Consider the following 14924-nt stretch of genomic DNA (forward strand, 5'->3'; position numbering starts at 1 on the left):
GTGCCCGCGAGGAGAAACGCGGCAGCCGGGAAGCCGGCTTCCCGCGGCCGCTCGCTCGCCCTGCGCGACGGGGGTCGCGTGCAGCTCTCGAACGAGCCGAAGGGTCAGGCCTTGAGGGTCGTTTCCCCGGACGGCCAGGTGCGGCTCGAGGTCTTCATGACGCCGTCCGGGGCCGTCCTGCGCTTCGCGGGGCCGAGCCTGGCCATCGAAGCCGAGGGCGACCTGGCCATCCGGTGCGGTCGTTTCGAGGTCCAGGCGGAGGCGATCGCCCTGGGGGCGGCCCGGGATTTCGCCGTGTCGGCCGGGCACGGGCTCGAATTGCGGGCCGGCCACGACGCGGCCGTCTCTGGACAGTCCGTGACGGTCGAGGCGCGCCGCGGCGACCTCGCCCTCGCCGCGAACGACGACGTGGCCCTCAACGGCGAACGGGTTCTCCTGAACTGTCCGACGGACGAAGAGGTCGAGAAGCGCACCCGCGAGGTGACGACCCTGAAGGACTTCCTCGAGCTGCCGTTCCAGTCTCCCGGGAACCCGAGACGGCTGCCCCCCAGTGCCCCGGCAGAGGAGAAGGGGCCGTGAAGCTCGAGAACGGCACGGCGATGGCGGCGCACCTCTTCTCGGGGCCGGCGAGCGAGACCGACCTCGGCTGCGCCCTCCTCCTGAAGGCGACGTACGCGCTTCGGGAAGGACGGCTCGAGCCGGTAACGGAGGCGCCCTGGCCGATCCACCTCGCGCCGCTGGAGACTCCCTACGGGACCTTCCCGGGAGAAGTGGCTCCACGCAAGCCGAAGACCGACGTGCTCGTCCTCGGAAAGGCAAAGGCGCCTCGCGGAGAGGCCGTGAGGCAGATGACCGTCTCGGTCTCGGTGGGCAGCTTTCGTCACACCCTCGCGATCTTCGGCGACCGGCGGTGGGAGCGTTCGGGCACGGGCCTTCGCCCGACGGAGCCGCTCCCGTTCCGGGAGATGCCGATCGTCTGGGAGAACGCCTTCGGGGGAAAGCTCTCGACGCCCGTGGGAGACATGCCGAACACCGACAACCCGGTGGGCAAGGGCTTCTTCCTCGACGAGCGGGAGGGAGACGGCGTGCCTCTCCCGAACGTCGAGGACCCGAACGCCCTGATCCGCTCTCCGAAGGACATCCCGAGGCCGGTAGGATGGGCACCCTACCCGCTCGCCGGAGGCGTGCGGATCGAGAAGCTGCGCGGACCCGACGGAGCGCCGCTGCCATATGACGTGGTCGAGCCGTGGGTCATGGGATGGGCTCACCCCGACCTCATGATCGAGACGCCCGCAGCCGGGACCAGGATCGAGGTCCTCGGACTCACGTCCGACGGGCCGATTTCGACGACCGTTCCGGCCTTTCCGGCGCGGGTGACGCTCGTGAACGGAGAGGAGATGAGGGGCCTGTCGCCCCGGCTCGACACGCTCATCGTCCAGGCCGAGGAGCACAGGCTCGTCGTTCGCTGGAGAGCCGCCGCAACGTTCGAGATGCGCCCGCGCGAGGTCCGGCTGGTCCGGATCGAGTCGGCCTGAGGAGAAGCCGTGCTGCACCGCGTTCTCGCGACCTACGACGTCTGCATCTCGGCCGAGATCCACATGGACGGCGCCATGCCGCCGTTGAGCGCGGTCGGCGGCTCCGTCAGCACCCTTCAGTGGCTCGACGCCTGGTCGAAGAAGGCCCCTAAGGTCATGATGGGCTCCCTCCAGGTCAACCCGCTCGGGATGGGACACGACACGGGGATCACGCGCCCGCACATCCTGGTCAGCATTCCGCCGACGCCGTGGATGAGCGTGGCGGCGAGCGCGAAGGCGACCCTCACGAGCTCGTGCAAGCCGATGTTCAGCGCCCACAAGACGCAGGCCGGCTGCGGCCTGCCGGACGGGAGGCGAGTCTCTTCCCGTGACCGCGGAGCCGATTCCGTTCGTGGGGATCCTGATCGGGACGGTCTGCGGGGGCCCGGTGAACACGCCCGCTTCGTTCACCGTGCCGCTCATTCCGACCCAGCTCTCCGTCTACACGGGAATGACCTGGGGAGACATCATCGCCGGCGTGATCAACATCGTCGTCGACATGGCCGTGTCGGCCGCCATCGGGGCGCTCGGGGGCGCCCTCGGCGGCGGGAAGGTCGCTCAGCAGGTCATCTCCGTGATCGTCCCGGTCGTGGGCGCCGTCGGGAAGGGGGTCGGGCTCAACCTCGACGTCTCGATCGACAACCCGGGACGGATCGTGCAGGAGGCCGTCGACGGAGACGGCATCGGCTCGGACGCGCGACCGGCGATCCGCGTCTTCGGCTTCGGGGTCCAGGGGACCGGCTCGAAGGGTGGCCCGACGACGGGCGCCCAGCCCGTAGGGCCGTGGAGCTGAGGATGGCCGGCGACACCACCGCCCTCCTCGCCCACCCACAGGGGATCGCCGTCACCGCGAAGCGGACCTATCGCCTCGTCGCGGCGGGGCGATGCGTCCTCGCGGACGAGCAGGAGCCGATCGTGCCGGAGCTCGTCGCCGACGACGGGCTCCTCGTGGCCGACACCGACCTACTCTCGTTCAAGCCGGGGACCGACGTCGTCGTCACCGCGATGGCCCACGCGCCGGGCGGTCGGACGGTGACGGAGATGAGCGCTGGGGTCACGGCCGCGGGCCGTGCGGTCACCCTTCGCGTCGTCGGAAAGCGCAGGGTCGTCAGGCGAAGCGGCTCCTGGGGATTCTCCGACCCCGAGCCGTTCACGAAGGCCCCGCTCGGATGGCGCGAGGCGTACGGTGGCATCGACGCCGTCGCGCGCGAGCGGCTCGACGCGGCGGTCCTCGCGCCGCTCCAGAAGTACACGACGTACGACCTCAAGTTCGCCACGGCGGCGGCCTACCCGAGGAACCCCGTGGGGAAGGGATACGTCCTCGAGGACAGGCCCGACGTCGAGGGGCTCGACCTTCCCACCGTCGAGGACCCCGAAGACCTGCTCTCGCCGGGGCGCCTCTTCGTGGGCCACCCGGACTCGTGGTCGCGACAGCCGCTACCGGTCGGCCTGTCCTGGGTGAACTACGGCTGGTTCCCGCGGTCGGCGTTCATGGGGCTGCCGCAGGTGAAGCTCCCGCCGGGAGAGTCGCCGGCAAGCGCGCGGCTGAAGGAAGTCGAGCGCGGCTGGGCCCCGGCCGACGTCCTGGTCGGACGCCCCTTCGAGGCCAGGTACCACGTGAAGGCAGGAAACGGCGCAACGCCCCCGCTGGTCTTTCCGACGCACCTCACGGGACGGGAAGAGATCTCGCTGACGAACCTCGATCCGAGAGACGCGCAGTTGACCTTCCAGCTCCCGGGCGAGAAGCCGCACATCGCGATTCGCCCGCTCGGGGAGGGTGAGCGTGAAGCGCCCGCGAAGCTGATGTCGGTTCTCGTCGACGTCCCGAATCGATGCGTCTCGCTCGTCTGGGCCGGCGTCGTCCTGCCGAAGCTCCCGCACGCGCCGGCACACGGACCGAAGGTGGGGTTCCGGGTCGACTGGTGAGGGACGCCCGTGGCCTGGCCGGGGGCGCCCCCGGCGCTCAGCTGCCGATGCCGCGACGGCGAAGAGCGTCGGACAGGCTGAGGAGAACGCCTGACGGGGCGTCGTCCTCGGAGGTGTCGGTGTCGACGGTCCCGTCCTTCTTGTACTTCCAGTGTGCCGCGCCGCCCCCTTCGGCCTGCGCGTGCATCGCCACGGTCCGGATCTGCACCTCGTAGACCAGGCCGCCCGGAGCCCGGATGCAGGTGTGGAGACTCTGGTAGCCGTTTTCCTTCGGCTCGGCGATGTAGTCCTTGAATCGCAGGAGCAGCGCTTCGAACCGGTGGTGGAGCGCCGAGAGCGCCATGTAGCACTCCTCCTCGGACTCCAGGAGGATCCGGAACGCGAAGATGTCGTGGATCTGCTCGATCGCGAGACCCTTGGACTTCATCTTTCGCCAGATGCCGGCGAGGTGCTTGATGCGGTGCTGCAGCGCGCGCGGCTTGACGCCCGCGTCGGCGAGAGCCGACTTGAGCTCGGCCTCCCGGTCCCTGATCCACTTCCTGCGCGACGAGGTGAGGCCGGCCGCCCGCCGGCTCACGTCGGCGTAGGCGTCGGGCTCGAGGATCCGGAACGCCGCGTCCTCGAGACGCGACTTGAGCGGGCTTTCCCCGAGGCGCTGCGCCTCGTGGACGTCCCTCTCCCAGACCTCGTACGCCGCGGCGCGTGCGGCTGCGTCGGAAGGCTCTCGCGTCTCGAGGAAACGGCAGCGCGCCACGAGGTACCGGCGGAGGATCCTCTTCCGGAAGGCCTCTTCCTGCAGCGAAGCGCCCGGCACGGCCCGCTCGGCGTCCCTGCGCTCCACGGGCGCAGCCGTCGGCACCGGGCGCAGGCCCGCGAACGTCCGCCGCTCGGCCTCGACGAGCCGCCGAACGGTCTCCTCCAGCTGGGTCCCGAGGTTGCGGAATCGATAGGCGAGCCAGCGCATCTCCCACGCGCCCCGGGGGATCTCGAGTCCGCTCCAGTACCCCTGCTCCATCTGCTTGACCCCTTCGAGGAGGCGGCGCAGGGGCCGCTCGATCAGGAAGACGTAGGCGAGGTAGAGGGAGACGAGGATGCACAGCGCCGCGACGCCCAGCGAGAGGAGCCATTGCCTCCAGCGGCGCGCCGCCATGTCGCGGAAGCGGGTCTCGTCCTGCCAGATCTCCAGCGCGCCCTGCTGCCCTGGCAGGAGACGGGAGCGGACCGGCACGCGTGCGGTGAGAGCGTCTTTCGGTGGCTTCGGTGCCGGCCCGGTGAGGGGCGTGGCGACGACGTTGCCCGTCGCATCGAGGAGGAGGACCCTCACGCTGCCGTGCCCGCGTGTGAAGTGCGCCACCTGGAAGTGGGAGAGGCGGGACTGGACGGTCGCCAGGTCGGGGGCCTCCTCGACGTCGGCGGCGAGCGGTGCCAGCGTCTGCTCGAGGAGGAGGCGGCGGTCCTCGCCGCCCCGCTCGATCTCGCGTTTCTGGACGACTCCCGTCAGGACGCCCAGGACGAGCGTCACGATGACGGAGGTGGTCAGGCCCAGTCGCCATCCGAGCGGCACGCCCCGGGCAGGTACGCCGGAAAGGCTCAAATCGACCTCGTCACGGCAAGGACCGTGCCCCTGATTCTCTCGTCCGCGCGAGGCCCCGGCAAGCGAAACCGGGCGAACCTCAAACGGGCAGAAGACCGGCCTCGTCGAGGATGTGACGGACCTCTGCGCGTGCGGAGGCGGCGAGCGGCAGCAGAGGGCGGCGCGGGACTCCGGCGGGCCGCCCGAGGAGCTCCAGGGCGGCCTTCAGGCCGGGCACGCCATGCTGGCTCGTCACGGCGCGGGCGATGGGAAGGAGGCGGAGGTGGAGCTGGCGCGCTTCGTCGAGGCGTCCCGCCAGGAAGGCCTCGCGGATCGCCACGCACTCGCGAGGCGCCACGTTCGCGGCGGCGAGGACCGCGCCGGCCGCGCCGACGGCGTAGCCCGGGAGCGCGGCCCCGTAGTTGCCCGAGAAGACCGAGAACGGCTTCCCGTGCGGCGCGAGCCGGACGAGCTCGGCGAGCTGGCCGATGTCGCCGGAGCTGTCCTTCACGCCCGACACGTTCGGGTGCGCCGCGAGGCGCGCGATGACGGTCGGTGCGGCGTTGACGCCGGTGTTCGCCGGGACGTTGTAGAAGAGGACCGGGACGGGGGAGACCCCGGCGACCGCCTCGAAGTGAGCGGCGAGCGCGTCGGCCGACATGGAGCCCTTGAAGAAGAACGGGGTCACGACGAGAGCGGCGTCGGCGCCGGCCCCCGCCGCCCGCTTCGTCGCCTCGATCGTGGCGCGTGTCGAGAGCCGCCCGGTGCCGGCGAGGAGCGTCATCCCCGGCGCCGCCGCGCCGCGCACCGTCCTCACGACGCTCTCGGCCTCCTCCTCGTCGACGTGCACGGCCTCGCCGTTCGACCCGAGCGCGAGGAACCCGGCGAGCCCGGTCCCGTTCAGCCCCTCGACGAGCGCGGCCAGCAGCCCGAGGTCGAGGCCCCCGTCCTCGCGGAACGGGGTCGGCAGAGGAGGAAAGATCCCATCCATGACGGGATGATATGGGGGTCAGGTCTTGATTTTCTACTCTAGCCGTGCCCGGAATTGAAAATCAAGACCTGCCCCCCCCATTCCTGGTTCCGTGCCCGGGGCGTTGGTTGACGTCGTCGGGGCTTCGAGCGGAATCTCGCGGCATGAGAATCGTCGAGACGCCGCACGCACCCCACCCTGCCGGCCACTACTCGCAGGCCGTCGTCCACGGCGGCCTCGTCTTCGTTGCGGGGCAGCTTCCTCACGACGTCGCCAGTCCGGGCCGTGCTCCGGGCGGCGCGGAAGAGCAGACGGAACGGGCACTGGGCAACGTCGAGGCGATCCTCGAGGCAGCGGGGAGCGGCCTCGAACGGCTCCTCTCCGTCACGCTCTACGTCACCGACATCTCGCTCTGGCCGCACGTGAACGCGGCCTACGCCAGGGTCCTCGGGGCGCACCGTCCGGCGCGCGCCGTCGTCCCCGTCAAGGAGCTCCACCACGGGTACCTCGTCGAGGTGCAGGCCGTGGCGGCGCTTCGGGAGTAGGACGGCGCCCTTGCCGGGAACCGCCCCGCGCTCGAACGTTCTGGCCTGGATCGCCTACGCGGTCTGCGCGATCGTCTGGGGGAGCACGTACTTCGCCATCGCCGTCGCGCTCGAGTCGTTCCCGCCCTACGGGATGGTTGCGGTCCGTTTCGGCGTCGCCTCGGTCCTCACCCTGGGGGTCGCGCGCCTGTTCCGGGAGCCGTGGCCAGCGCGAAAGGAGCTGCCGCACCTGGCCCTCGTCGGCGTCCTCCTCCTCGGCATCTGCAACGCTCTCATCGTCTGGTCGGAAACGCGGGTCACGTCGGGCGTCGCGGCGGTCCTGGCCGCGCTCACGCCCGCCTGGTTCGGCATTCTGACGGCCCGGACGGAGCCCCTCGGCGCTCGTGGGTGGATCGGGACCGGCCTCGGCCTCGCGGGAGTGGTCCTTCTCGTCGGACCGGGAACGAGCGGCGGAGTCGACCTCGTCGGCGTCGCGGCGATCCTCCTCGCGACCTTTCTCTGGGCGGTCGGAACGCTCCATCACCGGAAGTACGTGAGGGGAGGAGGCGCCCTGACGAACGCGGGCCTCGAGATGCTCGCCGCAGCCATTTTCGGAGCGATCCTCGCGCCGTTCGGAGGGGGCTTCGTGAGCGGGGCCGTCACGCCGAAGGCGCTCCTGGCCATCGGATACCTTGCCGTCTTCGGTTCCTGCCTCGCCTACACGGCCCACCTCTATCTGACGAAAACCTGGAGCCCTGCTCGCGCGGGGACTTACGCCTACCTCAATCCCGTCATCGCCGTCCTGCTCGGGGCGGCCTTTCTCGGAGAGGCTTTCAACGCTCGAATGGCGCTCGGGATGGCCGTCGTCCTGGTGGGCGTCGCCCTCGTCCAGTACCGGTCCCAGCGAGGCTGAAGCCGCCCGTCCGGGCTGTCGGATCCTCTCGCGAGGCGTCCCGCCGCGCGCCTTCAGCAACGGGACCCGCAGCCTCGCAGGTTTGATTCGAGGCCAGGGCGGGTCCATCCTCCCAGCTGGGGGAATCCCTTCCGGAAGGTGGAGCCATGCCCGTCGATATCCTCGTCCTGAACGGCCACGCGTGTCGGGTGCAGGCGTGAAGCGGTTCACGCTTCCCGCTTTCGCCCTCCTCCTCGCGTCGCCTTTCCTCCTCGCCAGCGAGCCGCAGACCGATCCTCGCCAGTGGATGATCGAGCTGGACGGGGAGCCTGCCGTCGAGAGCTGGCTCAGGGCGGGCGCAGCGGGACGTAAGGCTGCGCTCGGCGCGTCGGTGGCCCGGGTCGCGGAGCTGGAGAGCGTCCAGCTCCGGGTCGAGGAGCTGCTGGCGGCCCCGGAAATCGGCGCCCGCGTTCAGTACCGGACGCAAAGAGTCTTCAACGGTATCGCGGTCTTCCTCGACCCGTCCCGGGTCGACGCGATTCGCGCCCTGCCCGGCGTGAAGGCGGTGAGACCCCTCGTTCTCCATTCTCCGGCCAACTCCACGAGCGTGCCCTTCCTCGGCGTGCCGCAGCAGGTGTGGCAGGCGTACGGAAACACGGGCGAGGGCGTGAAGGTCGGGATCATCGACAGCGGCCTCGACTACCAGCACGCTATGTTCGGCGGGAACGGTGCGGAGGCCGACTACAGGGCCAACGACCGGACGGTGGCCCCCGACGCGTACTTTCCCACCGCGCGTGTCGTCGGCGGGTACGATTTCGCCGGCGACGCCTACGGCTCCGGCGGCGCGGCGAGGCCCGACCCCGATCCGATGGACTGCGACGGGCACGGGAGCCACGTGTCGGGCACCGTCGGCGGTTCGGGCGTGAAGGACGACGGCACGACCTTCCCGGGGCCCTACGACGGCAACGTCCCGTTCTCGTCCCTGCGCATCGGCCCGGGAGTCGCTCCCAGGGCGAGCCTCTACGCGCTGCGCGTCTTCGGCTGCTCGGGATCGACGGGCCTCGTGACGCAGGCCCTCGAGTGGGCAGTCGACCCGAACAAGGACGGGGACTTCTCCGACAGGCTGGACGTCGTCAACATGTCGCTCGGCTCCGAGTTCGGGGAGAGGGACGACGCGAGCGCGCTGGCGACGGACAACGCCGCCCGTGCCGGAGTCGTGGTCGTCTGCTCGGCGGGGAACAGCGGCGACACTTACTTCGTCACGGGAAGCCCGGGGTCCTCGGACTTCGCGATCTCGGTCGCAGCATCGGTCGACTCCGGAATCACGGCCGGCTCGCTCCGGGTCCTTCAGCCCTCGTCCGTCGCGGGTCTCGTCGAAGCGGGGACGGCCGCCTTCGGGGGCACGCCCCCGGGCGGCGGGACTGTCGGATCCCTCATCCCGGCCACTCCGGCGGATGCCTGCGCGACGATCACGAACGGGCCCGCTCTGAGCGGGAAGGTCGCCCTGATCAACCGGGGCGACTGCACCTTCGTCGACAAGGTCAAGCGGGCACAGGCCGCAGGCGCCGTCGCGGTCGTCATCGCCAACAACGCCGAGGGGACCCTGAACATGGGCGGAACCGACGCGACTGTGACGATCCCGTCGGTCCTGATCTCCCTCTCCGACGCCAACGAGCTGAAGGCCCAGCTCGTGAGCGACGTCGTCGTCGCACTCTTCCCGGGGTCCGACACCCTCGCCTCCTTCTCGTCCCGGGGACCGCGGCGGGAGAGCGTCCCGGCCGGGCCCAAGCCCGACATCGCGGGACCGGGCGCGTCGATCACCTCCGTCCAGACGGGCGTGACGTTCTCCGACAGGCACGGGCTTCGAGTTCACCGGCGGGAGCCCGTCCGCGACCTTGTCGGGAACGTCGATGGCCGCGCCGCACCTGGCGGGGGTGATGGCGCTCGTCAGGAAGGCCCACCCGGGGTGGACGCCCGCGGAGCTGAAGGCGGCCGTGATGAACACCGCCGGGTTCGACGTCAGCAGCCATCCGCCGGCCGGATCGCTGCCGGTCTACGGGCCGTCCCGCGTCGGTGCCGGGCGCGTCGACGCGGCCCGCGCGATCGCCACGACCGTCCTCGCCTTCAACGACGAGCGCCCCGAGCTGGTCAGCCTCGCCGCGTTCGTCGAAGGAACGGCGCCCGTGACGGCGGTGCGGAAGGTCCGCGTCGTCAACAAGGGGGCGGTCCCCGTGACTCTGACGCCGGGGTGGGCCGGCGCCGCCACGATCCCGGGGGTCCGCGTCGACGTCCCGGCGGCACCGATCGTCGTCCCGGCCGGGGGTGCGACGACGTTCGACGTGAACGTCGTCCTCGTCGATCCGACCGCGGTGACGCACGCGCCCGAACCGACGCTCGTCCTCGCGCAGGGAAGCTATGCGCCGCTGTCGAACCGGTTCTGGATGGCCGAGGCGGGAGGGGTCGTGACGCTCGCAGGCGCGGCGGCCGGGACGCTTCGTGTTCCGCTGCACGTCGTCGCACGTGGCCAGTCCGAAGTGAGGGCGGCCTCTCGGGCGCTGGGAGCTCCGGTGTCGGGTGGAGCGTTCACGATTCCACTCGTGGGGACGGGCCTGAAGACGGGGCCGCTCCTGCCTGTCGACGTCGTGTCGACCGTGTCGGCCTTCGAGCTGCACGCCGAGAGCCCGAAGAAGGCCGGGACGAGCGCCGCGCGCGCCGCCGCCGACCTCGCGTGGGTCGGCGCTGCGAGCTCCGTGCCCGCGACCGGGCTCGGAACCGATGCGACGGTCTGGTTCGGCGTGGGGACCTGGGGAGAGTGGGTGAGTCCGTCGGAGGTCACGTTCGAGATCGAGATCGACCGCAACGGAGACGGCATCGCCGACGCGAAGGTGAGGACGCTCCAGACGGGAGACGTGGAAGACCCCGCGAGCTCCGGGGAGACCGCCGACCCGACCGACGTCCACGTCGCCTTCACGTCGGCGAGCGCGCCGTCTTTCGGGACCGGGACGTTCCGCTACCTGAACGTCGACCCGGCCGCGCGGGACACGAACCTCTTCGCGTCGAACGTCGTCGTGATCCCGGCCCCGGCGGGTTCGACGGGTCTCGGTCTGTCGCCTGGAAACGCCCGGTTCCGGTACCGCGTTTCCACGTCCAGCACCTTCGTCGGAAGCGTGGACGAGACGGCGTGGCTGACCTTCGACGCCCAGAAGCCGGGCTACTCGGTGCTCGCGGCGGACGGCACGCCCTTCCACGACGACCTCGGAGGCACCGCTCTGCCGGCGCGGTACGACGCGGCGGCGGCGCAGGCGACCGGGGCGCTCGGAGTGCTGCTGCTCCACCACCACAATGCCCAGGCCTCGCGGATCGAGACGCTGACGGGGCGCAATACGCCGCCGACCGTGTCGATCGCGGAGCCTCTGCCGGGATCGACGGTCGACGCCGGGTTCCCCGTCCGCTTCCGCGCGGTGGGGACCGATGCCGACGGAGGCGACCCGCTGACGTACGTCTGGAGCTTCGGCGACGGCCGGACGGCGGCGGGGGCCGACGTGACGGCGTCGTTCGCGCGCGCCGGGTCGCAGGTCGCCCGCGTGACCGTCACCGACGGCGCCGGAGCCACCGCGACGGCCGAGGTGTCGTTCAACGTGCGCGAGCCGCAGGGCGTGACGGGGGCGTCGGCGCTGCTGCCCGTCGTCCTCGACGTGCGCGGCGTGGGGGGCGCGCCGTTCACGACGGAGGTGACGCTCGTCTCCAGGGCTGCCGCGGCCTCGCGCGCCCTGCTGTCCTACACGGCCTCGGCGGGCTCGGGCACGGGCTGGGCGGGGCTGGAGCTGGCGGCGGGGGAGACGCGGATTCTCCCCGACGTCATCGACTTCCTGAGGTCCCAGGGCCTCCCGATTCCCGACGACGGCACGAACCAGGTGGGTACCCTGCGCGTCACGCTCGTCGGCGCGACGAGCGCCGCGGACCTTTTCGTCGGCGGACGGACGTCGACGCCGGGAGACGGGGGGAGCTTCGGCCTCTTCTATGCGGACGCGGCGACCTCGACCGCGACCGCGATCGTCGCGGGCCTCCAGGAGAACGACGCGATGAGGTCGAACCTCGCGGTCGTGAACGCCGGGGCCGAACCGGTGACCCTCGCGATCCGTCTCCACGGTCCGCTCGGCGAAGACCTCGGGACGCTCGAGAACGCGGTCCTGCCGGCCTGGGGCTGGCAGCAGTACAACCGGCCCCTGCTCGGGGAGGCCGCATCCGGAAGGGCCCTCGTGACGCGGATCTCGGGGACATCCCCGTTCTCGGCCTACGGAGTGCTGAACGACGCGGGGACCTCGGACGGCTCGTTCGTCCCGCCGCTCTTCCCGGGCGCCGCGGGGCCCGCGGACCGGATGATCCCGGTCGTCCTCGACGTCAAGGGTCTCGGCACGAGCCGCTACGCGACGGAGGTGACGCTCGCGAACCTCGGCGCCGCGCCGCTCGCCCTCACCCTCACGTACGGCGCGACGGCCCAGTTCGGAGGCGGTTCGGGCTCGGTGCCGCTGACGCTCGCAGCGGGGGAGCAACGCATTCTCCCGGACGCGATCTCCTTCCTGCGCGCCGGAGGACTCGCGATTCCGGGCGGCGGGGCCAACGTCGCCGGCTCGCTCCTCGTGAAGGCTCCTGCCGGCACCTCGGTCGGGGTCCTCGTGGCGGGAGCGCGGACCTACACGGGGTCGACCCTGCGGCCCGGGACGTTCGGCGTCTACTACCCGGGCCTGACTGCGGCCGAGTCGGCCGACGGCCCGGCGTGGGTGCACGGCCTGCAGCAGAACGCGTCGATGCGCTCCAACGTCGCGTTCGTCAACGTCGGTGACGCCGGCGCCGTGACGCTCCGGGTCACTTTCTACGGCGAGGCCGGGCAGGCTCTCGAGAGCCCCGAGGAGTGGACTCTCGGCAGCGGCGAGTGGAAGCAGCTGGGCCTTCCCCTCGGCACGCGGGGCGCCACGGCGGGATCCGCGAGGATCGAGAGGATCTCGGGAACGTCGCGATTCATCGCCTACGGGGTCCTGAACGACGAGGCCACCTCGGACGGGAGCTACCTGCCGATGACGCGGTGACGGCCCGGCCGGCGCGGCCGGTCGAGGGCCCGGGGAGTGGCCGGCCCGCGAGGGACGGTCACTCCCGCGGACCCGCTAGATCAGAAAATCAAGACCTGACCCCAAGGCCTTCGTCCCGGCGTCGTAGCCGGAGGCGATCAGCTCGACGTGCCGGTCGTACTCGTTCAGGCGGAACTGGTCGACCGACGGCTCGACGAGGAGGTCGACGAAGCGCAGGCCGGAGCGCAGGGCCATGACGCTGTTGATCTCCTGGGTCCGGAGGAGAGAGCCGACGAGGGACGGGGCGCGCGTCTTCTTCGCCCACGGGAGGAGGCGGCCGCGCAGCACCTTCCAGCCCGAAAGCTCCGGTCCGAATCGGTAGGGCTTCACCTTGTCCACGGCGGGCGCGACGTTCACGCCGATCACGGTGCCGCAGTCGGCACGCGTCGCCATCCGTTCCACCGGGAAGTTGTCGACGACGCCGCCGTCGACGATGACGTCTCCCTCTTCGATGATCGGCGGGAAGACGCCGGGAATCGACATGCTCTTGCGGACCGCCCGCCAGAGCGGGCCGCGCCGGTCGACGTCGATCCGGGCGCGGGTGAGGTTCGTCGAGATGCTGAAGAACGGCGTCCAGAGGTCCTCGATGGCGCGGTCGCCGTAGAGGGACTTCATGAGGCGCAGCACCTTGCCGCCGGACATCAGGGAGACGAGGGGAAGAGTCCGGTCGTAGATCCTCGAGGGGTCCGAGAAGGTCTCGGCGAGCGACACGAGCGGCGCGGCGGAGCCGTGGAGCGCGTAGCCGGCGGCGACGACGGCGCCCATGCTCGCCCCGCCGACGAGGTCGACGGCGATTCCCGCCTCCTCGATCGCGCGGATCACCCCGACGTGGGCGACGCCGCGGGCGCCGCCGCCGCCGAGGACGAGGCCCACGCCGCGCCCGGCGAGACGGCGGGCGAGGCGCTCCTCGTCGCGGCGGTTTCCCGGCCGGACGTGATGGTGGTCGGCGACGGCGCGTTGCGCGAGCCACTCCGACGTGCCCTGCGGCTGGGCTGTCGAGGCGGCGTGTACGAGAACGAGCTCGGTCCGCGCCGGGAGCTTCAGCGCGGCGAGCCTTTCCTCGATGGCGCCAGGCTCGGGGCTGGCGCCGGCGTCGGCGACGAGGACGATGCGGTCGGCCCGCCGCAGGCAACGCTCGCTCCAGACGGTCCACTCCACACCCGCGTCCAGGATGAGGAACCGGGTGCGGTCCTCGAGCTCGCGGAGCGAAACGTCGACGGCGAGGCTCAGGGGACCGGAGAGCGGGGTGTTGGCGGCTCCGGACCGTCCGTGGCGTTCATCGAAGGCCGCTGCGCCGAGGACGAGCGTATCCCCGAGAGCTCCGAGGCGCTCGGCGAGCGTGCGCCCGAGGGCGAGGGACTCGGGGTCCTCCGTCAGCGGCACCAGCGCGATCGTGAGGCCGCCCGGCGCCTTCGCAGGGCCGGACGCGCGGGATCGGGGAGCGTGTCCGTTCATCTGGCGCTCGGCGACGATCGACGCCACCTTCAGCAGCGCCTCGGGGTGTCGGAGCGCGAAGCCCCGGAACGCCTCGCGGCTGAGCCGGATCACGTCGCTGTCGCGGAGGGCGAGGACGGTGGCCGAGCGAGGCAGCTCCGCCAGGAGGCCGAGCTCTCCGAGCGTGCTGAAGGCGCCCGTCTCCCGGACGGCGACGTCGGCGCCGTCCGGGCCCTTCACGATCGTCCGGAAACGCCCGGTGACGACGACGTACATCGCGTCGCTCGCCTCCCCCTGCCGGATGAGGACCTCGCCCGCGGCCACGCGCCGCCACTCGACGGCCTCTTCGAGGTCGCGGAACGCCGAAGGTTCCGTGAGGCCGAAGAGCTCCTCCCAGACGCGGAGGAGCTGCGTGCGCCTGAGGCGGGGGCCGATGTCGGCCGTGAGCCGGGAGGCGATCTCGGGGTGGATGCGCGAGAGCTCGTCGAACCCGGACCGCAGCAGACGGACGAGCTCTCCGTCCGTGACGGCCGTCAGGGTCGCCGACCGGGGCTGCCCGGTGAGGACGGCCATCTCCCCGGCCCAGTCCCCCTCACCGAGCTCCCCGAGCGTCACCTCGGCCCCGGACGGCGTCGCGCCCGTGACGCAGAAGCGTCCGCTCTTCACGACGAACATCGCATCGCCGGGGTCGCCACGGCGAAAGACCGTCTCCCCGGCAGTGACGCGGACCGTCGAGACGAGGGCGTCCACGGCTCCGCGGTCTGCGGCGGGAAGCGCGTCGTACTCGGGATAGTGGAAGAGAAGGGCCCCATCACCGGAGCGGGCGGCTCGTTCGTGCATGTCAGACAGGCTCCTTCGACGGTGACCGACTGGAACGGGATCGACGCGGATGGTAGCGGAACGGG

At 71.5% G+C, this 14924-nt stretch carries 11 protein-coding genes and 1 pseudogene; 8 read left to right on the forward strand and 4 right to left on the reverse strand.

Features of this window, described 5'->3' with window-relative positions; translation table 11 throughout:
- Together IPN03_14780 and IPN03_14785 are read left to right on the forward strand one after the other, a co-directional pair.
- A complete protein-coding gene (locus IPN03_14780; protein MBK9374946.1) occupies positions 1 to 579 on the forward strand; it encodes a hypothetical protein in 579 nt (192 codons plus the stop codon).
- The gene (locus IPN03_14785; protein MBK9374947.1) at positions 576 to 1535 is read left to right on the forward strand and encodes a DUF2169 domain-containing protein; all 960 of its coding nucleotides are present in this window, start codon (positions 576 to 578) and stop codon (positions 1533 to 1535) included. The genes IPN03_14780 and IPN03_14785 overlap by 4 nt, the downstream gene beginning before the upstream one ends.
- Before the next feature lie 116 nt (positions 1536 to 1651).
- Here the strand turns inward: IPN03_14785 and IPN03_14790 are convergent, their stop codons facing one another.
- Positions 1652 to 1855: a hypothetical protein gene (locus IPN03_14790; GenBank protein MBK9374948.1), complete on the reverse strand. Its 204-nt coding sequence runs from the start codon at positions 1853 to 1855 to the stop codon at positions 1652 to 1654.
- Between the two features lie 47 nt (positions 1856 to 1902).
- On the opposite strand from IPN03_14790, the gene IPN03_14795 reads away from it, so the two are divergent.
- Together IPN03_14795 and IPN03_14800 are read left to right on the forward strand one after the other, a co-directional pair.
- Positions 1903 to 2367, forward strand: coding sequence for a hypothetical protein (locus IPN03_14795; GenBank protein MBK9374949.1), 465 nt, complete (start codon positions 1903 to 1905; stop codon positions 2365 to 2367).
- A gap of 2 nt (positions 2368 to 2369) precedes the next feature.
- Positions 2370 to 3500, forward strand: a complete 1131-nt coding sequence (locus IPN03_14800; protein ID MBK9374950.1) for a DUF2169 domain-containing protein — start codon at positions 2370 to 2372, stop codon at positions 3498 to 3500.
- 37 nt (positions 3501 to 3537) lie between these two features.
- On the opposite strand, the gene IPN03_14805 is transcribed toward IPN03_14800, so the two are convergent.
- Positions 3538 to 5064, reverse strand: a complete 1527-nt coding sequence (locus IPN03_14805; protein ID MBK9374951.1) for a hypothetical protein — start codon at positions 5062 to 5064, stop codon at positions 3538 to 3540.
- Between the two features lie 109 nt (positions 5065 to 5173).
- Positions 5174 to 6064, reverse strand: a complete 891-nt coding sequence (locus IPN03_14810) for a dihydrodipicolinate synthase family protein (GenBank protein ID MBK9374952.1) — start codon at positions 6062 to 6064, stop codon at positions 5174 to 5176.
- A gap of 143 nt (positions 6065 to 6207) precedes the next feature.
- Between IPN03_14810 and IPN03_14815 the strand changes: the two genes are divergently transcribed.
- The 4 genes and pseudogenes from IPN03_14815 to IPN03_14830 all read left to right on the forward strand — a co-directional run bounded on the left by IPN03_14815 (position 6208) and on the right by IPN03_14830 (position 12546).
- Positions 6208 to 6588, forward strand: coding sequence for a RidA family protein (locus tag IPN03_14815; protein ID MBK9374953.1), 381 nt, complete (start codon positions 6208 to 6210; stop codon positions 6586 to 6588).
- 10 nt (positions 6589 to 6598) lie between these two features.
- On the forward strand, positions 6599 to 7480 hold the full coding sequence (locus IPN03_14820) for an EamA family transporter (protein MBK9374954.1): 882 nt from the start codon (positions 6599 to 6601) through the stop codon (positions 7478 to 7480).
- 370 nt (positions 7481 to 7850) lie between these two features.
- Positions 7851 to 9185: pseudogene (locus tag IPN03_14825) on the forward strand (S8 family serine peptidase).
- Positions 9186 to 9369: 184 nt separating this feature from the next.
- Complete coding sequence (locus IPN03_14830; GenBank protein MBK9374955.1) at positions 9370 to 12546, forward strand: PKD domain-containing protein; 3177 nt, start codon at positions 9370 to 9372, stop codon at positions 12544 to 12546.
- 75 nt (positions 12547 to 12621) lie between these two features.
- Here IPN03_14830 and IPN03_14835 read toward each other — a convergent pair whose 3' ends face one another.
- Complete coding sequence (locus IPN03_14835) at positions 12622 to 14859, reverse strand: cyclic nucleotide-binding domain-containing protein (GenBank protein ID MBK9374956.1); 2238 nt, start codon at positions 14857 to 14859, stop codon at positions 12622 to 12624.
- Positions 14860 to 14924: the final 65 nt, after the last annotated feature.

This window comes from Holophagales bacterium, assembly GCA_016719485.1.
Taxonomy (GTDB): domain Bacteria; phylum Acidobacteriota; class Thermoanaerobaculia; order UBA5066; family UBA5066; genus UBA5066.

Excerpts from the sequence above, each read along its gene's own strand:
- IPN03_14835 (MBK9374956.1), bottom strand. The coding sequence starts at position 14,859 with ATGCACGAACGAGCCGCCCGCTCCGGTGATGGGGCCCTTCTCTTCCAC.
- IPN03_14810 (MBK9374952.1), bottom strand. The coding sequence starts at position 6,064 with ATGGATGGGATCTTTCCTCCTCTGCCGACCCCGTTCCGCGAGGACGGG.
- IPN03_14830 (MBK9374955.1), top strand. The coding sequence starts at position 9,370 with ATGGCCGCGCCGCACCTGGCGGGGGTGATGGCGCTCGTCAGGAAGGCC.
- IPN03_14815 (MBK9374953.1), top strand. The coding sequence starts at position 6,208 with ATGAGAATCGTCGAGACGCCGCACGCACCCCACCCTGCCGGCCACTAC.
- IPN03_14800 (MBK9374950.1), top strand. The coding sequence starts at position 2,370 with ATGGCCGGCGACACCACCGCCCTCCTCGCCCACCCACAGGGGATCGCC.